Source organism: Streptomyces sp. NPDC005496 (genome assembly GCF_042872045.1).
Lineage (GTDB): Bacteria > Actinomycetota > Actinomycetes > Streptomycetales > Streptomycetaceae > Streptomyces.
Genome location: NZ_JBIAJQ010000007.1, coordinates 1 through 18,365 on the forward strand (window position 1 = coordinate 1; position 18,365 = coordinate 18,365).

General features: G+C 72.5%; 16 protein-coding genes and 1 riboswitch. Of the genes, 3 read left to right on the top strand and 13 right to left on the bottom strand.

Translation table 11 applies throughout. The features are described from left to right. Nucleotides 1-21: 21 nt before the first annotated feature. The 6 genes from ACFYQQ_RS21760 to ACFYQQ_RS21785 all read right to left on the bottom strand — a co-directional run bounded on the left by ACFYQQ_RS21760 (nucleotide 22) and on the right by ACFYQQ_RS21785 (nucleotide 6,509). Nucleotides 22-561 (bottom strand): DUF501 domain-containing protein, encoded by a 540-nt coding sequence (locus ACFYQQ_RS21760; RefSeq protein WP_355793910.1) that lies wholly within the window; start codon nucleotides 559-561, stop codon nucleotides 22-24. 26 nt (nucleotides 562-587) lie between these two features. Further along, entirely contained in the window at nucleotides 588-1,064 is a 477-nt protein-coding gene (locus ACFYQQ_RS21765; RefSeq protein ID WP_355793911.1) for a septum formation initiator family protein, read from the bottom strand. A 97-nt stretch (nucleotides 1,065-1,161) separates the two neighbouring features. Then, the gene (gene eno / locus ACFYQQ_RS21770) at nucleotides 1,162-2,448 is read right to left on the bottom strand and encodes a phosphopyruvate hydratase (protein ID WP_355793912.1); all 1,287 of its coding nucleotides are present in this window, start codon (nucleotides 2,446-2,448) and stop codon (nucleotides 1,162-1,164) included. Nucleotides 2,449-2,813: 365 nt separating this feature from the next. After that, complete coding sequence (locus ACFYQQ_RS21775; protein ID WP_356164041.1) at nucleotides 2,814-3,503, bottom strand: transglycosylase family protein; 690 nt, start codon at nucleotides 3,501-3,503, stop codon at nucleotides 2,814-2,816. Between the two features lie 4 nt (nucleotides 3,504-3,507). Beyond that, nucleotides 3,508-3,678, bottom strand: a riboswitch (cyclic di-AMP (ydaO/yuaA leader). Nucleotides 3,679-3,895: 217 nt separating this feature from the next. Continuing rightward, a complete protein-coding gene (locus tag ACFYQQ_RS21780) occupies nucleotides 3,896-4,876 on the bottom strand; it encodes a transglycosylase family protein (RefSeq protein ID WP_355785159.1) in 981 nt (326 codons plus the stop codon). Nucleotides 4,877-5,150: 274 nt separating this feature from the next. Continuing rightward, entirely contained in the window at nucleotides 5,151-6,509 is a 1,359-nt protein-coding gene (locus ACFYQQ_RS21785) for a cytochrome P450 (protein ID WP_356239547.1), read from the bottom strand. A gap of 527 nt (nucleotides 6,510-7,036) precedes the next feature. Between ACFYQQ_RS21785 and ACFYQQ_RS21790 the strand changes: the two genes are divergently transcribed. Then, a complete protein-coding gene (locus ACFYQQ_RS21790) occupies nucleotides 7,037-8,278 on the top strand; it encodes a globin domain-containing protein (RefSeq protein ID WP_355788730.1) in 1,242 nt (413 codons plus the stop codon). A 60-nt stretch (nucleotides 8,279-8,338) separates the two neighbouring features. Here ACFYQQ_RS21790 and ACFYQQ_RS21795 read toward each other — a convergent pair whose 3' ends face one another. The 6 genes from ACFYQQ_RS21795 to ACFYQQ_RS21820 form a co-directional block, all read right to left on the bottom strand. After that, a complete protein-coding gene (locus ACFYQQ_RS21795; RefSeq protein ID WP_356164064.1) occupies nucleotides 8,339-9,340 on the bottom strand; it encodes a nucleoside triphosphate pyrophosphohydrolase in 1,002 nt (333 codons plus the stop codon). A gap of 181 nt (nucleotides 9,341-9,521) precedes the next feature. Then, complete coding sequence (locus tag ACFYQQ_RS21800; RefSeq protein WP_355788490.1) at nucleotides 9,522-10,175, bottom strand: SurA N-terminal domain-containing protein; 654 nt, start codon at nucleotides 10,173-10,175, stop codon at nucleotides 9,522-9,524. Nucleotides 10,176-10,391: 216 nt separating this feature from the next. Continuing rightward, nucleotides 10,392-11,219 carry a glycoside hydrolase domain-containing protein gene (locus ACFYQQ_RS21805; protein ID WP_355788487.1) on the bottom strand — a complete coding sequence of 276 codons (828 nt, stop codon included), beginning with the start codon at nucleotides 11,217-11,219 and terminating at the stop codon, nucleotides 10,392-10,394. Between the two features lie 204 nt (nucleotides 11,220-11,423). Then, nucleotides 11,424-12,917 (bottom strand): protein kinase, encoded by a 1,494-nt coding sequence (locus ACFYQQ_RS21810; RefSeq protein ID WP_355788496.1) that lies wholly within the window; start codon nucleotides 12,915-12,917, stop codon nucleotides 11,424-11,426. 38 nt (nucleotides 12,918-12,955) lie between these two features. Then, nucleotides 12,956-13,558 carry a hypothetical protein gene (locus ACFYQQ_RS21815; protein ID WP_355788484.1) on the bottom strand — a complete coding sequence of 201 codons (603 nt, stop codon included), beginning with the start codon at nucleotides 13,556-13,558 and terminating at the stop codon, nucleotides 12,956-12,958. Between the two features lie 131 nt (nucleotides 13,559-13,689). Next, a complete protein-coding gene (locus ACFYQQ_RS21820) occupies nucleotides 13,690-15,759 on the bottom strand; it encodes an N-6 DNA methylase (protein ID WP_388904991.1) in 2,070 nt (689 codons plus the stop codon). 225 nt (nucleotides 15,760-15,984) lie between these two features. Here ACFYQQ_RS21820 and ACFYQQ_RS21825 point away from each other — a divergent pair, with 225 nt between their 5' ends. Beyond that, the gene (locus ACFYQQ_RS21825) at nucleotides 15,985-16,731 is read left to right on the top strand and encodes a hypothetical protein (protein ID WP_355794231.1); all 747 of its coding nucleotides are present in this window, start codon (nucleotides 15,985-15,987) and stop codon (nucleotides 16,729-16,731) included. Between the two features lie 430 nt (nucleotides 16,732-17,161). Here the strand turns inward: ACFYQQ_RS21825 and ACFYQQ_RS21830 are convergent, their stop codons facing one another. Beyond that, nucleotides 17,162-17,875, bottom strand: a complete 714-nt coding sequence (locus ACFYQQ_RS21830; RefSeq protein ID WP_355794423.1) for an HNH endonuclease family protein — start codon at nucleotides 17,873-17,875, stop codon at nucleotides 17,162-17,164. Nucleotides 17,876-18,033: 158 nt separating this feature from the next. Here ACFYQQ_RS21830 and ACFYQQ_RS21835 point away from each other — a divergent pair, with 158 nt between their 5' ends. Continuing rightward, nucleotides 18,034-18,213, top strand: a complete 180-nt coding sequence (locus ACFYQQ_RS21835; protein ID WP_355794424.1) for an antitoxin — start codon at nucleotides 18,034-18,036, stop codon at nucleotides 18,211-18,213. The last annotated feature ends 152 nt before the right edge of the window (nucleotides 18,214-18,365 follow it).

The window sequence follows — 18,365 nt, forward strand, 5'->3', positions numbered from 1 at the left end:
CAACGGCGCCCACAGGGACGGTCACCCCTCGGGAGAGTCGGCCCCGGCGACGGGGACCACGCACGTTCCCTTGCGCCACCACTCCGGCAGCATGGCGATCGCCTCGTCCCCGAGCGGGTTCACCCCGGGCCCCGCGGCCAGCGAGTGCGCCACGAGCACGTGCAGGCACTTCACCCGGTCCGGCATGCCGCCCGCGCTGGGGAAGCCCTCCAGGACCTCCATGGCGTCCCGGCGGGCGATGTAGTCCTCGTGCGCCGCACGATAGGCCGCCGCCAGCTCGGGATCGGTGGTCAGACGGTCCGTCATCTCCTTCATGACGCCGTTCGCCTCCAGCGTCCCGATCGCGGAGGCGGCCCGCGGGCACGTCAGGTAGTACGTGGTCGGGAACGGCGTGCCGTCGGGCAGGCGGGGCGCCGTCTCCACCACGTCGGGCTGCCCGCAGGGACAGCGGTGCGCGATCGCGCGCAGCCCGCGCGGCGGGCGGCCGAGCTGCTGCTTGAAGGCCTCGACATCCGCGTCGGTGGGCTCGGTGCGCGGGGTGGGCGGCGGGGGCGTTTCCATGCCGTGTGTCTTGTCTTTCTGGTCAGTTACCGGGCGGCGCGGTCGGACTTGTCCACGCCGTCCCAGACGTTGGCGTACCAGGGACGGGCAGCCGCCCCCTGGTCGGTGCGGGACTTCTTCACCGCGTCCGGGTCGATCACGATGTAGCCGGTCTCGCCCGGCATCACGTAGTGCAGCCGCTGCCGGATCTGCTGCTCGGCGTACGCGTCGTCCTTCCAGCGGGCCTTGAGGTCACGCAGCTCCTCGACCCGCTGCCGGGCCTCGTCCTGCTGCCGCTCCAGCTCGGCGACCTCGGCGCGCTGGGACACGTACTGCCTTATCGGGTACGCGAGCGCCACGACGAGGGAGCACAGGACCAGCGCCAGCAGAGCCGCACGGCCCGTCAGACGGGAGCGGTGGGCCTGCCGCCTGGTCTGGGAGCGGTAGACCCTGGCCGCCGTCTGCTCACCGAGCAGCCGCAGCCTGGTCGTGGTGGAGAACCGGTCCCGGTCCTTCACGGCCATGAATCCCGCCTCCCCGGCACAAGCCCGTCACGTGCGTACGTCCCCGCACACGGTACGGGACCGAGTACGGGGACGTACGTACGACGCTTCCTACGGGTCAGCCCTTGAAGCGCGGGAACGCCGAGCGGCCGGCGTAGACCGCGGCGTCGTCGAGGATCTCCTCGATGCGCAGGAGCTGGTTGTACTTGGCGACGCGGTCCGAGCGGGCCGGGGCGCCGGTCTTGATCTGGCCGCAGTTCACGGCGACGGCGAGGTCGGCGATGGTGACGTCCTCGGTCTCGCCGGAGCGGTGGGACATCATGCACTTGAAGCCGTTGCGCTGGGCCAGCTCGACGGCGTCCAGGGTCTCGGTCAGCGAGCCGATCTGGTTGACCTTGACGAGCAGGGCGTTGGCGGAGCCCTCCTCGATGCCGCGGGCCAGGCGCTCCGGGTTGGTGACGAAGAGGTCGTCGCCGACGATCTGGACCTTGTCGCCCAGCTTGTCGGTGATGACCTTCCAGCCGGCCCAGTCGTCCTCGTACAGCGGGTCCTCGATGGAGACCAGCGGGTACGCGGAGACGAGCTCCTCGTAGTACTCGGTCATCTCGGCGGCCGAGCGGGACTTGCCCTCGAACTCGTACCTGCCGTCCTTGTAGAACTCGGACGCGGCGACGTCGAGCGCGAGAGCGATCTGCTCACCGGGGATGTAACCGGCCTGCTTGATGGCCTCGACGATGAGGTCGAGGGCGGCGCGGTTGGACTCCAGGTTCGGGGCGAAGCCGCCCTCGTCGCCGAGGCCGGTGGACAGACCCTTGGTCTTCAGCACCTTCTTGAGGGTGTGGTAGACCTCGGCGCCCCAGCGCAGCGCCTCGGAGAAGGACTCCGCGCCGATCGGCGCGATCATGAACTCCTGGATGTCGACGTTCGAGTCGGCGTGCGAGCCGCCGTTCAGGATGTTCATCATCGGGACGGGCAGCAGGTGCGCGTTCGGGCCGCCGAGGTAGCGGAACAGCGGCAGGTCGCTGGCCTCGGAGGCGGCGTGCGCGACGGCGAGGGAGACGCCGAGGATGGCGTTGGCGCCGAGCGAGCCCTTGTTGTCGGTGGCGTCCAGGTCGAACATCGCCTGGTCGATCAGGCGCTGCTCGGTGGCGTCGTAGCCGACGAGCTCCGGGCCGATCTGCTCGATGACCGCGAGGACGGCCTTCTCGACGCCCTTGCCCTGGTAGCGGTTGGGGTCACCGTCGCGCAGCTCGATGGCCTCGAAGGCTCCGGTGGAGGCGCCGGACGGAACGGCGGCACGACCCGTGCTGCCGTCGTCGAGGCCGACCTCGACCTCGACGGTGGGGTTCCCTCGCGAGTCGAGGATTTCCCGGGCTACGACGACGTCGATGGACGGCACGAGCATCTCCTTCTGGGATGTGACGCGGTTACGCGGAGCCCCTTGGCCCGCTGACTGCACGGAGCCGCGGTCGGCTCCGCGACATGAGCCTAACCGGCTCCGGGCGATCGGCCAGCCGGTCGACCACCCCATGGACAGAACCGAGAGTAAATTGTTTCCGAACGGAACAAAAACCTGTCCCGTACAGGCATCCGCGACGGAGCGGCGCGTCCGGCGCGGGCATGAAAGAGCCCCGCTCCGGTGCGTACGGGGGAACACGCACCGGAGCGGGGAGCCCGTGGGGACGGGGGCGGCCCTCACGGGGTCTCCATGGCGGAGCCCCCGCATGAGGGAGGGCCGTGACCGGGCCGTGCGCCCGGCGTCAGCCGGTGTCAGCTGAGGTGGAGCTGCTGACCGGGGAAGATGAAGTCGGCGTCGTCGACGATGTCCTTGTTCAGCTTGAACAGCTTCTGCCAGCCGCCCTTGACGTGCTTCTCCGCGGCGATGGAGCTCAGGGTGTCGCCCTTGACTACCTTGTACTCGCCGTCACCCTTCTCGACCTTCTTGCCGGTCGGGGTCTCGACGGTCTTCTTGGCGGTCTCCCGCTCCGAGGAACGCGAGGCGCGCTGGTCCTGGGACTGGGGCGCCTGCTGCTGCGGCTGGGCCGTGCTCTGCGAGCCGGTGTCGGCCGCGGCGCCGCCGCCGGTGGAGGCGCCGGACAGGCCGACGCCGCAGGTCGGCCAGGCACCCTTGCCCTGCGCCGCCAGCACCTTCTCGGCGACGGCGATCTGCTGGGACTTGGAGGCCTGGTCGGCGGTGGAGGCGTAGGCCGAGCCGCCGTAGGCGGACCAGGTGGAGGCGGAGAACTGCAGGCCGCCGTAGTAACCGTTGCCGGTGTTGATCGACCAGTTGCCGCCGGACTCGCACTGGGCGACGGCGTCCCACTCGGAGGTGGTGGCGGCGGAGGCGCTGCCGGCCGCCATCAGCGGGGCGGCGATGGCGACACCGGTGACACCGGCGAGCGCGGCGACACGGGTGGCCTTGGACGGGCGACGGTGCTTGGCCTTGTTGTTACGCAGCATGAAGTGATCCCCTCACCGACGCCTGCGAGGTGAGCTGTCGGGTTCGGGCGGGTGAGTGCCCGGTCGTGCGCACATGGCGCACGGCTTCACCCCAAGCCGTTCCCGGGTGTCTCACAACTCCCGGGCCCGGCACTTACCTTGGGTCCCCCGCTCCTGCCTACGGCGCTTGACGCGACGACTGTTCCCGGGCGGCCGCTGGCAGGATTCGGCGTTGCGACCGTCGGGGCCCGCTGTGGCGAGCGATCACGACCGTAGACACGCGACGGCCGGAATTTCAAAGACGATCAGGGCTTCTGAGACCCATCTCTCACTCTCACCAAACCGGACATTGCGGTGTGAACCATGACGTGAACTACCGCTGTTTTGTACCCGATTCGCCGCCTGACGACCGCTTAGTCTCCCGCGACCTCAAGGCTCTGACCGGGGAGGATGAGGTCCGGGTCGGAGCCGACCGTCTTCTCGTTCTCCGTGTACAGCTCGTTCCATCCGCCGTTGACCGCAAGGGAGTCGGCGATGCTCGTGAGACTGTCGCCAAGACGGACGGTGTACGAGCCCTCGGAGGTGTCGTCGGAGGCGCCCGAGTCGCGCGCGGCGTGGCGCCCCGCGGAGTCCTTCTGACGCCCGGCGTCCACTCCGGTGTCCGAGGTGTGCTCGGCGCTGGCGCCGCGGTGCTTGCCGGTGCCGGTGCCCTCGCTCACGGGGGTGCTCGGAGTGGTGGAGGAGCCGCCGGTACGACCCGACTTGTCCGAGTCGTCAGCCCTTGCCTTGCCCTTGTCCGCGGTACCGGAGTCCCGCGACTCGCTCTCCTCCGGCGTCGGGGACGCGTCGGACTTCGCCGCCTTGCCGGACCCCGACGGGGAAGGCTTGGCGCTCGTGCCGCCGGTCGACAGACCGCCCGAACCGGACGAGTTACCCTTCGCGGACGAATCGGACGGGGAGGCGTCGGGGGACGAGGACGCGTCGTCGGCGACCCCCGTGTCGACCTCGACGGAACCCGAGTTCTTGCTGAGGCCGGAGAGCGGGCCGCAGGTGGGCCAGGCCGCCAGGCCCTGTCCGTCGAGCAGTTTCTCGGCGACGGCTATCTGCTGCGAGCGGCTCGCCTCGTCGGGGCTCGGCGCGTAGTCGAGGCCGCCGTACTTGTCCCAGTTCTCCTGGGTCATCTGGAGGCCGCCGTAGAACCCGTTGCCGTTGTCGGCACTCCAGGAGCCGCCGCTCTCGCACTCCGCGACCCGGTCCCACGTGGTGCCGTCGGCTGCGCTCGCGCCGGTGGCGCCGAGCAACGGGATGGCGATTGCCGATCCGGTGACGCCGGCCGCGACGATGATTGCCGGAGCCTGGCGGGGGCGACGGTGACGACCGTTCCCGGAGAGCATGCGGTGGGCCTTTCGGAGACAGCAGTGACAGACGCGACGGAAGATCCATCGCGTTGATGCGTGAACGTATCGGCACTCGAACGCTTGTCACAAGTCGATGCAGCGCAGATCACGTGAAGATCACAGTTTTGACGGTGTGTCATGTTTGACCGGGCACCACGCTCGCGCCGCCGAAGTGCGAACTCCCGCCGCATGTCCCGGTTGTGGCACTTCGCCCCTGTCGGTGCCGGCCGCGAAACGGATCGCGTGCCCTCCGGCCGGGCCGCCGCCACCGCTACCGGGGCGGCGTGAACTCCACCGGCAGCGTGCGCAGTCCGCGCATGATGAGCCCGCCGCGCCAGCGCAGATCCGCCGGGTCCGCGGCCAGCCGCAGGTCCGGCAGGCGGGTCAGCAGCGTGGCCAGGGCGGTCTGCCCCTCCAGCCGGGCGAGCGGCGCACCGAGGCAGTAGTGGATGCCGTGCCCGTATCCGAGGTGCTGGTTGTCACGGCGGGAGAGGTCCAGCGCGTCCGGCTGCTCGAACCGCTCCGGGTCGCGGTCGGCGGCCGCGAGGACGACGAGGACGGGGTCGCCCGCGGCGATGTCCTGGCCGCCGATCCGGACGGCCTCTGTCGCGAAGCGCCAGGTGGCGAGCTCTACGGGCCCGTCGAAGCGGAGGAGTTCCTCGACGCCGGTCTCCAGCAGCGCGCTCTCCCCGGCGGCGAGCGAGTCCTGGAGCCGCCGCCGCTGCTCGGGGTGGGTGAGCAGCGCGTAGGTCCCGTTGCCGATCAGGTTCACGGTCGTCTCGAAGCCGGCGAACAGCAGGATGAAGGCCATCGCCGCCGCCTCGTTCTCCGTGAGGTGCTCGCCGTGGTCGGAGGCCCGGATCAGCCCGGAGATCAGGTCCTCGCCGGGTCCCGGCACGTCGGGGAGCGCCTCGCGCTTGCGGTGGATCAGCTCGGCGAGGTAGCCGCGCATCTTCTTGACCGACCGGGCGACACCGCCGCGGGGCCCGCCGCCGTGCCGGATCATCATCCCGGCCCAGTCCCGGAAGTCGTCCTGGTCCTCGCGCGGGACGCCGAGCAGGTCGCAGATGGCGTAGATGGGGAGCGGGAAGGCGAAGTCGTGGATGAGGTCGGCCTCGCCCCGCTCGGCGAACCGGTCGATGAGCTGGTCGGTGAGTTCCTGGACGCGGGGCGCGAACTCGGCCACCCGCCGGGGCGTGAACGCCTTGCTGACCAGACGGCGCAGACGGGTGTGGTCCGGCGGGTCGATGTTCAGCAGATGCGTCATCAGCTCGGCCTTGCGCTCGCCCGGGATGCCGGTCTTGCCCTTGGCGTGCGCGGGTTCGTCGTGGTGCGCCGGGTTCTTGCTGAGCCGTCCGTCCGCGAGGGCCTGCCGGGCGTCCCCGTACCGGGTGACCAGCCAGGCCTCCACCCCGCTGGGCAGCCGCGTCCGGTGCACGGGAGCGTGCTCACGCAGCCAGGCGTACGCCGGATACGGATCGGTGGCGAACTCCCAGCTGAAGAGCTCGGGGACGGGAGCACCGGCGCCGGGGGCGGCGGGGACATCGGCGCCGGGGGCGGCGTCGGTGGTGGGGGTGTTCGCGGCGGGGGTGCTGCTCGGGTGGGCGGGCTGTACGGGGTCTTCGGTCACGCGTCGACGGTATCCGGCACCTCGCGGAGGGGGACGGGGAGCGTTCGGGGGCGGGGCGCCGTGCGGTGCGGAGGGCTGGGGGGGCGTTGGGAGCGCCGGGCCATGCGGGGCCCGGGACCGGAGGGCGTTGGGAGCGCCGAGCCGTGCGGGCGGAGGGCTGGGGCGTCTGGAGCGCTGTGCCGTGTGGCGCGGAGGGCTGGGGGCGTTGGGAGCGCCGAGCCGCGTGGGGCGGAGGCCCGGCGGACGTTCGGGAATGCCGCGCCGACCGGGGTGGTACCACCGTCCCGGCCGGGCGGGCGTGCGATCCGGCCATCCGGCGGGCCGGGTCGAACACCCGCCGCGCGGTCGTCCGTACGGCCGGACGGACAGATCCCGCGGGTTCCCGTCCCCTTGCGGGCCGCCGCCGGACACCCTCGGACAAGCGTGTTCAGCGACGCGCTCGCCGCGGCCCGGGCACTTCACCCCGGACTGTCCACAAATGGCCCGCGACTTGACTTCGCGGTTCGAGACGTCCCTACATTCCGCCCGTGGACCCCGAAATACTCAGATCCAGCTTCGCGGTCGTCGAACGACGGGCCGAGTTCGCGGTCAAGTACTTCTACTCGCACCTGTTCCGGCACCACCCGGACATCCGCGAGCTCTTCCCGCTGGACTTCCCGGACGACATGCAGCGGCAGCGGGACCGGCTCTTCGGTGCCCTCACCCAGGTCGTGGGCCGGCTGGAGGACCCGACGCTTGCGGGGTACCTCGGGGAACTGGGACGGGACCACCGCAAGTACCTGGCGGAGCCTGCGCACTACACGGCCGTCGGGACGAGCCTGATCGCCGCCTTCGCCGCCGTGGCGGGATCGGCGTGGAACGCGGAGGTCGAGAAGGCGTGGGGCGAGGCGTACGCGACGATCGCGGACGCGATGCTCCAGGGCGCCTGGGAGGCCGAGAACGGCGACGAACCTCCCTGGTGGGACGCCGAGATCGTCACGCGAAGGCGGTACGGGGAGGACGTCGTCGTCCTGACGCTGCGCCCCGCCCGTCCCCTCACCCACCTCCCCGGCCAGTACGTCAGCGTCAACGTCCCCTACTTACCGGGCATATGGCGTCCTTACTCGGTGGGCAACGCGCCCCGGCCCGACCACACGCTCGACCTCCACGTCAGCCGGGTGGAGGGAGGGGTCCTGTCCACCGCCCTGGTACGGCAGACCCGCGAGGGCGACGTGCTCCGGCTGGGCGCGCCGGGCGGCGGGCTGACGCTGCGGCCCCCGGAGGACCGGCCCGTCACCTTCGTCGCCGCCGGGACCGGCTGGGCGCCCGTCAAGGCCCTCCTGGAGCAACTGGTCCAGCTCGAACGGCTCGCGGGTCTGGACGACGCGCCCTACGACTCCCGCCTCTTCGTCGTCGCGCGCGACCTCGCCCACGTCTACGATCGCGCCTCCATCGAGGAGTTGCGGGCGCGTCTCCCCCGGCTGGCCGTCACCTTCATCACGCCCGCACCGGGCCGGCCCAAGACGCAGGCCACCGAGCGGCTCCTGACGGCGTTCGGAAACCGCGCCAACTGGGCCCAGCACGACGTGTATCTCGCCGGACCGCCCCAGCTCGTCGAGGAGATCGGCGACGCCCTCCCCGCCCTCGGTACCGCGCCCGAGCGGATCTTCCACGACCTGCTTCCGACCGTGCGGGAGTTCGACCCCCGGCCGTCGGGTCCCGCCGAGTGGTTCCTGGACCGGACCCGGCCGAGCTGGCACAACCCGTCGAGCCGCGAACCCGGCGACTGACCGGACCCGCACCGGCCCAGACACCGACACCGACACCCCCGCGAAACCCGGGGCGAACCGTCAGCCTTCGTCCGTGCCCCGTCTCGATTCCTCCGTCGCCCTGATCGCGTCCCGGTAGGCGCGGGCCGCCGCGCGCAGTGCCGTCTCCGGGTCGACGCCGGCCTCCTCGGCGCGTGCCGCCGCGGCCAGCAGTTCGTAGCCCACGCCCTCGCCCCGGGGCAGCGGGACCTCGAGGCCGGCCGTGCGGACGCGGGAGGCGAGCTTCGCGGCCAGCGCGAGTCCGGGCTGGCCGAGGGGGATGCCCTCCGTGACCGAGGTCCGGCGCTTCTCCTCCGCCTTGGTGCGCAGCCAGTGCTCCTTGACCTCCTCGGGGGTCGAGGCGGACGCGTCCCCGAAGACATGGGGGTGGCGGTGGATGAGCTTGGTGACGATGCCGCCCGCCACGTCGTCGATCGAGAAGGGCTCGGAGCCGTCGTCGGGGCTGCCCTCCTCGGCGATCCGCGCGTGGAAGACGACCTGGAGCAGGACATCGCCGAGCTCTTCCCGCAGCTCGTCCCGGTCGCCCTCCTCGATGGCCTCGACCAGCTCGTACGCCTCCTCGATGCCGTACTTCGCGAGGCCCTCGTGGGTCTGGCGGGACGACCAGGGGCACTCGGCGCGGATGCGGTCCATGACCTGGACGAGGTCCAGGAGCCGGGCGCCCGGCAGGTCGTACGAGGCGGGGAGCAGCTCCAGGTCCGGCATCTGTATGCGTCCGGAGCCGGCGAGACGCGCGAGTCCGTCGGTCAGGCGCGGTTCGCCCTCACCGGTGGCGACGACGACCACCGTGCGCCCGCCCGCGCAGAGGTCGAGCAGCTCCTCGGCGGTCGGGGAGGCCTCGTCGACCGGGACGCCCGCCTCGCGCAGGTACGGCAGCTGGGGATGCGCGCCGTCCGCGCACAGGACGCGGTCGGCCGTGTGCAGGGCCTGCCAGGCGGGCCAGGACAGCAGTCCGGGGGCGACGCGGTGGCTGGTGGTGAGCAGGACGACGCGGCCGGGGGCGGGGGCGCCGGCGTCGGGCACGGAGGTGTCGCGGCCGGGCGCGGCGCCGGTCTCGGAGCCGCTCGCGTTCGGGTCGCCGTCGAGGCTGGTTGCGTTCACCCTTCGAACGTAACCCACCCCGCCGACGCCCCCGGCGGTTGTCCACAGGCGGTGGCCTTCGGCCGGTGGGCTGAACCGTTTGTCCACAGCCCACTGGTCGCGGTCAGGCGGGCTTCTGAGCCGCCGCGGTGATCTCCCGCAGCCACGGGGTCTTCGCGTCGACGCGGCTGCTCTTCTCGACGTCCCAGGTGCCGTAGCGCGGGTTCAGGTCGACGTGGAGCTTCTTGGAGGCGTCGGACATGGCCTTCCAGAACGTGGCCTTGCCCGCCTCGGTGTTCATGTCGGCGCCGAGCGCGGCGGCGAGCTTCTGCGCCTCGATCTCGGTGCGGAGGCTGTCGTCGAGACGCTGGGGAGCCACGCCGTACTGCTGGAGCCAGGCCGTCTCCAGCGCCTTGGCGCCGCCCGCCTGCCGTTCCAGACCGGCGCGCATCTGCTGGGTGTCCTTGCGGGTGACGCTCACGCCCGCGTCCTCGGCGGCGCGCGCCAGGACCCGGTCCAGGACCAGGCTGTGCAGGGTGTCGCGGGTCAGGCTGCCGGTCTTGGCGATGGCCTGCTCGTACTGGGCGTCGTCCTTGGTGGCGTCCCGCTGTGCCACGCGTACCTCGTTCACCCGGCTCTCCAGCTGGCCGACCGTGATCCGCTGGCCGCCCACGACGGCGGCGGCGCCGGGGTGGGCGTCGCTGCCGCAGGCGGTGAGCAGAGGGGCCGCGGCGATGATCGCGGCGGAGAGGACGAGCGCGGTGCGACGGCGGTGCAAGGAAGCCTCCCGAGGAGATTGTGCGACGGTGCACAAGGTCTTGCGGTGATCGATGTTAGGCAGTGGCTCAGCTCTCGGCCACCCATTCGACCAACGATTCGCGAGGACTTCGGGCACCCTCGCGCCCGCGTGTCCGCCGCCGGGACCACCGGGCCGGCCCGCGGACCCCCGGCCCGGGGCGCCGCCGGGTGCGCTGCCGGCGGGCGCGGCGGGGCGTCAGCCCGTGATCGCCACCGGTGCGTCCCAGGCGTCGCGGTCCACGGTGATCGTGTAACCGCCGCGCGACTCCTTGCTGTTGACCATGTACTGGTGGGCGCGGCTGTGGTTCGTCCAGCGGTCGGCGGCGAACGGCCAGTCGGCGGTCGTGGTGTTCTGCTTGTCCCACAGCGCGTACCAGAGGTTGCCCGGCAGGTCCGTGCGGTCGCTCGCGTCGGCGATCGCCTTGGCGCTGGAGCTCCGGAAGCCGTAGAACCCGGTGCGGTACGTCTTGGCGTGCAGGGTCTTGTCGAAGGCGCGGACGTACGTCAGCACGGCGTCGTCGCACGCCGTGTTCGTGACGTCGTAGGCCTCCATGTCCAGGTAGATCGGGCTGCCCGCCTTCATGCCGAGGGCGGACGCCTTGGTGACCGCGTCGGCGGCGTCGGTGGCGCCGAGCGAGGCCGCGGTGGCGGCGGTGATCTTCTCGGGGCTGGAGCCCGTCTGGCACGGCGGCTGCGCCCCGACGTACAGGGGGATGAGCTTCCAGCCGGTGGTGCTGACGGACTTCACCCAGGAGGCGGTCAGGTTGGGCTGCGCGCATCCGCGGTTCTTGCCGCCGACGTAGACGGCGGCCGCGCCGTAGAAGCCCGTGTGCCAGGCCTTCATCGCGTTCAGCGACGGCGCGGCGCAGGTGTCGAACGCGCGGCCCGTGTACGTCCGCTGGGCGGGCCAGACGGTGGTCGCCGTGGAGGTCTGCGCGGCGATCCCGGCGCCGGCGACCACGGCCGCTCCCGCCGCCCCCCAGGCCACGTATCTGCGCCTCTTCGACTGCCGATGGCTGGACATGTGGACCCACCCCATGGTTCGTGTGCTCGGTGTGCGCGGCACGCAAGCGTGCGGCACGGAGGCGGGCACGCGCGCGTGGCGCACGAAAACGGATCGAAACGTAGCCCACGTCGCATCCGTGTTCGGGAAACTGCGGACCTTGATCGACACAACATTCGGCCAAGGCCGCGCAAAACCCGCGCGTGCCGGCGTCCGGCGGCCCGGTCAGCCCCGGACCTGCCCCAGCCACTGCAGGGTGCGGCGGACCTCCGCCGCGACCGGATGCCCGGGGCCCTTCAGCCGCTCGACGTCGTGCAGCAGCCGGGCGAGGGTGTCGTGGGCGGCGGGCCGGTCGCCGAGGGCGAGCAGCAGGTGGCCGATGCGGCGGCGGACCTCCAGGGACAGCTCGGGGTCGCCGGCCACGTACTGGTTCTCGTAATACGGCAGCAGGGCGCGGTACTCCGCGAGCGCGGCGGCGGGTTCGCCGAGCTGCTCCAGGCACTGGGCGGCCTCGTAGCGGAAGCGCAGGGACTGCGTGTCGGCCTGTCCGGCCTCGGCGGCCCGCTCGTCGGCGAGGCGCCGCAGCTCGGGCAGGGCGCGCCGGTACTGGCCGTCGTCCATGAGGGTGGCGGCGTACTGCTTGCGCAGGGTGCGCACGACGGGCGAGTGCTCGCCGTGCTGGGCGGCGGCGGCCGGGAGGATCGCACCGAGGATGTCGACGGCCTGGGTGATGCGGCCCTCGCCGAGCAATCGCTTGACCTCGTCGACGGCGCCCGCCACGTCGGGCTTCTCGACCCCGGTCGAGGCGACGGCCGCCGCGGACGGCTGCGGCGCCGGGATGCGGGCGCGGTCCGGCCAGGGCGCGTGCGGGCGCAGGAAGGGGCGCGTGGGGTCGAGCGGCGCGCCCGAGGGCATGCCGCGCGCGGGCAGCAGCGGCAGCAGCTGCTCGTACGTCTCCTGCGCGGAACCGGGGCGGTGCTGCGGGTCCTTGGCGAGCAGCCGGAGCACCAGGTGCTCCAGGGCCTCCGGGACCTCGGGCCGCATCCGGCGCACGGGGAGCGGCGGCTCGTAGAGGTGGCGGTGCAGCACGCCGAGCGCGGTGGAGCCCGAGAACGGCACGTCCCCGCTGAGGAGTTCGTGCAGCAGCACACCGAGCGCGTACAGGTCGGTGTACGGTCCGACCGCCCCGCCCATCGCCTGCTCGGGCGCCATGTAGGCGGGGCTGCCGATGGGCGAACCGGTGTGCGTGAGGCGGGTGGTGTCGGTGTCCATGACGGACGCGACGCCGAGGTCGAGGACGGTGACCGTGCCGTCCTGCTTGACCATCACGTTCCGCGGTTTCAGGTCGCGGTGGACGATCGGCACGGCGTGCACGGCGGAGAGCACGGCGCACAGCTGCGCCGCGACGGCGACCGCCCACTGCCAAGGGTAGGGGTCGTGCTCGGCGAGATGGTCGGAGAGGTCGGCTCCGTCGACGTACTGCATGACGAGGAAGAGTTCCTCGCCCTCGCTGCCCGCGTCGTGGACGGTGACCAGGCCCGGGTGGTCGACCTGCGCGGTGACACGGCACTCGCGCACGAAGCGGCGGCGCAGTTCGTCGGCCTCCTGGCCCGCGACCTTGTCGGGGCGCAGCAGCTTCACGGCGACACGCCGGTCCAGGCGGCGGTCGTACGCCGTCCAGACCTGGCCCATGCCGCCCTGCCCGATGAGCGTGGACAGCTCGTAGCGGTCGGCGACCACGCGCCCGGTCGTCACGCTCACCGGCCGTCCTCGTGGCCGCCGTCGTGCTTGCGCAGGTAGTCGCTGAGCTCGTCGAGCTCGGCGCGCACCTGGTCGATCCGGGCGGGAGCCGGCCGCGTGGGCGGGACGGGCGTGGCGGGGGCGGGGGTCTCCGGTACGGGGGTGTGCGCGAAGGGCGTGTGCGGCACGGGGGTCGCGGGGTGCGCGACCGGGTACGGCGCGGGCTGGGGATAGCCGTAGTGCGCGGCGTGCTGCTGCTGCGGATAGCCGGCCGCGGGCAGGCGGTGGTAGTGGCGGATGTCCGCGAACAGGAAGTAAGCGGTGCAGGCGACGGCGTTGAGCAGCAGGATGATCATGCCGACGTTGCCGTTCGGGCTGCTGAAGTCGTCGGTGTGGTCGGTGCTGAGGAACGCGAAGCTGATGCCGAGGACCACGAGCGAACCCACGAAGATCCACCAGTCCGCGGCCCGGCGGGTGACGATGGCGACCCGCAACGGCGAGACCCACGCGAGGAATCCGATGGTCAGCAGCGGCACCGCCGCGAAGATCACGCGCAGCACGACCAGCGCCCCGGTCGAGGGTCGCTTCGGCGGAGGCGGCGCGTAGCCGTGGCCGTGCATGGCTGCTCCCGGAGGCCTGGTGGGATGGAAGGGTGAGCTGGAAGTCCGAGCGTATAGGCCGACAAGCGTCACCGGTCCCGGGTTGTACCGAACCGTTGTCGTGCTGATCACGTCGTCCCCGGCGCGGCGGCTCAGCCGGGCGCGACCGTACCGTCCGTCAGGCCGTCGTACATGCCCCGTACGAGCTGCTCGCCGAGGCGGCCGGCGAGTCTGAGGGCGTCCTCGAACTCGGCGAGCGCGCGGAACCGCTCGCCGTAGCGGCGCTGTTGGTCGAGCGGGAGCCGGGGCAGCTGGAGGCGGCGCACGTCGAGCCGGGTCGCGGTGGACGCGTAGCTGCTGGCCTGCCGGTTGTTGGCGGTGCCGCGCAGGAAGCCGGCCAGAAACCACGGGTCGAGCGCGGTCAGGTCGGGGCGCAGCAGGGTGAGGTTGCGGCCGAGGGCGGCTCCCGCGGTCCGCTCGTCGACGACGCGCGCGACGGACCCGCCGCCGAGCACGGGCACGACGACATCGCCCGCCGCGACCAGGACGGCTTCCTCCTCGCCCTCGGGCAGGGTGCCGGAGGGCGCGGTGCCGGCGAGGACGTCGTGGTCGGTGAGCACGGGCACGCGCGCGGGGGCGCTGCTGCCGCCGGTGCGCAGCAACAGGGCTCCGCCGCGCGCCAGTTCACCGACGGTGGTGAGCGGCCAGCGGGCCGGGCCGCCCTCCCCGGCGGCCTGCGGGGTGAGGTCGGCGGTCAGCCGCAGGGTCTCGCCGAGGCGTTCGCGCACGGTCGCGAGCTGCTCGGCGCCGCCGGCCTCGGCGGGCGGCGGCAGATGGCGGGCGGGGGCGAGGTCCACGTCGTCGTCGAGGAGGTCGATGACGGGGACGGAACGGCTCAGGCCGGGGCGCTCGGGGGCGGTCCCGGTGCGCTCGTAGGGCCGCCAGGCGTCCAGGACGGCGGTGCGCACGGCCTGCCAGTCGAGGCCGGCCCGGCCGCCGCCGGTCTCCCGGATCCGCTCGGCCGGGGAGCCCCCGGTCTCGGCGGGCGCGGCGGTGTCGGCGAGCAGCAGCTCGGGCTGCGCGGGCGCCTTCCCGGGCCGGCGCAGCACCCACAGGTGCAGCGGGATGTTGTACGGCGGCGCCGCACCGGCGGGCAGGGCGATCACGGCGCGCAGGGCGCCGCGGCGCAGCAGGTCCGCGCGGATCCGGCGGCCGGAGCGGCGGGAGGCGGCGGCGGGCGGCATGAGCAGGACGGCGGTGCCGCCCTCCCGGAGCCGGGCCAGCGCGTGCTGCACCCAGGCCAGTTCGGACTCGGTGCGGGCCGGGAAGCCGTACTCCCAGCGGGCGTCGTAGGCCAGTTCGTCGTGGCCCCAGTTGCGTTCGTTGAACGGCGGGTGGCACAGCACCACGTCGGCGCGCAGCTTCTCGTGGGCGTCCGCGCGCAGGGTGTCGCCGGCGGCGCAACGGACGGCGGCCCGCGTGTGCAGGGCCAGGCGCAGCGCGGTCAGCGCGGCCAGTTCGGGCGCGCTGTCCTGCCCGTACAGCTCCTGGTCCGGTACGGCTTCCACCGCGCGCAGCAGGGCGCCGGTGCCGCAGGCCGGGTCCAGCACGGTCCGCGCGGGACCGGCGAGTTCGGCCATCAGCGCGGCGAGGCCGCCGGGGGTGAGGGTGTACTGCCGCGGGTTGGCGTCCAGGTGCCGGCCGAGCAGGAACTCGTACGTCTGCCGCGCGCCGAGTTCCGCGGCGAGTTCGGCGGCGCCGCGCAACAGGGGCGCGGACGGCAGGAGTTCGGCGGCGGAGGGCGTGGACACGGCGCGCCCGCGCGGGGTGCCGAAGCGCGGGGTCAGCACCTGTTCGAGGGCGGCGGGCAGAAGTCCGGCGAGACGCTCGTCGGAGGTCGCGCTCAGCTCCAGCCACACGGTGGGCCGGTCGTGGATGAGCAGGAGACCGCAGCCCGCGTGCACGAGGGCGGTCACCGGTCCCTCGGGGTGGCCCGCGAGGTGCTGCCACACGCGCTCGCGCAGCGGGACCTCGGCGAGTTTGCCCTGGTCGCGCAGCCATTCCTCGACCTCGGGCAGCGCGAAGGAGGGGCTGGTCTCGGTGCCGCCGACAGGCTTGGGGAAGTCGGCGTGGCGGCGGCGCCAGTTGCTGACGGCCGCGCGGCCGACCCCGGCGAGCCGCGCGATCCCGGCGGCGGTCACCTCTGTCCCGTTCTCCTGCACCCGCCCGGCTCCCCTCGTCCTGTGGTGTGGCGTCGAGCATACCGACGTACGCAAGATCTACCGATTCACGGCCGTGTACACAAGAGGTCCTGTGAACCGTGTTGACTCGGTTCACATGGTCTGCTGTGATTGACCCATCGAACGGCGCCGCCGTCGCAGCGCTCAGCGCCTCGCGTCGCGTCGGCCCCGCACGCCCACACCCGCCTCTCACCTCGAGGAATTCCCATGCGTCGTACCGCACTTGCCGCTCTCTGCCTCGCCGCCGCCACCACCCTGAGCCTGACCGGCTGCCAGTCCGGCGAGGACAAGGCGGACAACAAGCCGAAGGGTCCCTTCGCCGGGCTGACCGGCGGCGAGATCGCCGACCGGGCCGTGAAGGCCACCAGGGGCGCCGAGTCGCTGCGCATGAAGGGCGACGTCCCCGACGAGGAGAGCGGCGGCACCATCCGGCTCGACATGGCCATGGACACCAAGGGCGAGTGCGCCGGCACCATCGGCCTCGGGGACAAGGGCCAGGCCGAGCTCATCAAGACCGGCGACACGCTCTACATGAAGTACGACGAGGCCTTCCTGCGCGAGCAGGGCAAGGGCGACTCCAAGGAGGAGACCGACGGCGTCGTGGAGATGCTCGCGGGCCGCTGGACCAAGATGTCCGCCACCAGCGCCGACGCCAAGGAGATGGCGAGCTTCTGCGACCTCGACACGGTGCTCGCCGAGGCCGGGGACGTGAACTCCGACGCCACCCGCGGCAAGACCTCGTCGGTCGACGGCACCCCGGCGATCGTCCTGCACGAGAAGGACGGCAAGGACCGCTACACCCTCTACGTGGCGACCGAGGGCAAGCCGTACATCCTGCGGGTCATCAGCAAGTCCGCCAAGGACCCGGGCACCCTGACCTTCAGCGACTACGACAAGCCGGTCCCGGCCGACGCCCCCAAGGGCAAGGTCATGGACCTGGACAAGCTCAGCTAGGGTCCAGCCCGCCGGGAGCCGCCCACCGGGAGCTCTTCAGGAAACGCCGCCGGAAGCCGCCCCGGGGGGGGGCACACCGGTCCGCTGGACTGGTCACACCGGCCCGCCGGACCGGGGCCGCGCACGACCGCCCGGACTACGGCGGCCCACACCGGACAGCGCCGGACCGAGGGCCGCGCACGATGGCGTCGGACAGCGCCGGCCCGCCGGACCGGGGGCCGCGCACGATCGCGTCGGACAGCGCCGCCCCGCACCGGACGGCGCCGGGGACCGCGCCGGGGACGCTCAAGGACCGCACGGGACGGTGCCGGCCTGCACCGGACAGCGCCGGCCCGCACCAAAGAGCGCCGGGGTCCGCACCGCAGGGATGCGCCTCGGGGACCGCACCGGGGGGATGCGCCGAGGATCGCCCGGGGTCCGTCGGGGACGGTCAGCCCGCGTGGAAGCGTTCCGGGGCCCTGGTCGGGTTCCCGCCCTCCGGGAGTTTCTGGCCGGGGCAGCCCGAGAGCACCCGCTTCATCGCGGACTTCTCGGCGCCGGTGACCCAGAGGTCGTACTTCCTCTTCACGGCCACCTGGGCGGCGACATAGGTGCAGCGGTAGCGCTTGTTGGGCGGGAGCCACGTCGCCGTGTCGCCGTCACCCTTGCTGCGGTTCGTGCTTGCGTCCACGGCGAGGAGGTTCAACGGGTCGTTGGCCAGCGCGATGCGCTTGCTGGCCTCCCACTTCTGGGCGCCCTTCTGCCAGGCGTCGGACAGGGCGACGATGTGGTCTATGTCCACCTGGCTGCGACCGCGCGCGAACGCCACGTCCTTGCCGGTGTAGGGGTCCGGGTCCAGCCTCCCCGACGCGACCTTGCACGCGCCGTCGCTGAACTTCACGTCCTCCAGGTCCCGTTTGAGGATGTCGTCCCGGGTGTCGCAGCGGTTGGAGTCCGTGTCGGCCCACGCGGTGCCGAACCGGTCCCGGTCGAAACCGGTCTTCGGCGCACGCCCCTTGACGGTCAGCGAGTCCACGGCGGTGAGCGCGGCACCGCCGGCCGCCGTGTCCTCGGGTCCCGCGACGCCCGTCGTCTGCTCCGCGCAGCCGCTGACGGCCAACAGCACCAGAACAGCGGCGGCCACCCCACCCCTCGGACGCACCACGACACCCCTCCCCTTGCCCTGTTGAGCCGCCCGCACGGGCGGCCCTCGCTGATCTCCACCGTAGCGGCCGGGAGGCGCGGACCATACCGGGCCTCAACGGGCAATCGTCGTACGCCGGGCGTATCGTCGGAGTGAGTCACCTCTGGAAGGAGCTCTGGATGGGCATCTTCGACAGGTTCAAGAGCCACGCGCGGGACAAGGGTCCGAACATGTCCGACGCCGCCGAGCGCGAGATCAACAAGCGGACGGGCGACAAGTACACGGAACAGGTCGACAAGGCGCAGCAACAGGCCGAGGACCGCATGGGAATGCGCCGCGACGACCCCGACCGGCCGTAGGCCGTGGCCCGGAGGGCCGTGGCCCGAGAGTCCGCCCGCAGCCCGAGAGCTGTAGACCGAGAGTAGCGGGCGGAGAGTTGTGGACCGAGAGTCCGTCCGTCGCCCGTAACTCCGCCCGCGCAGACAGCGACTCGGCCGTGTCTCGACCCCCG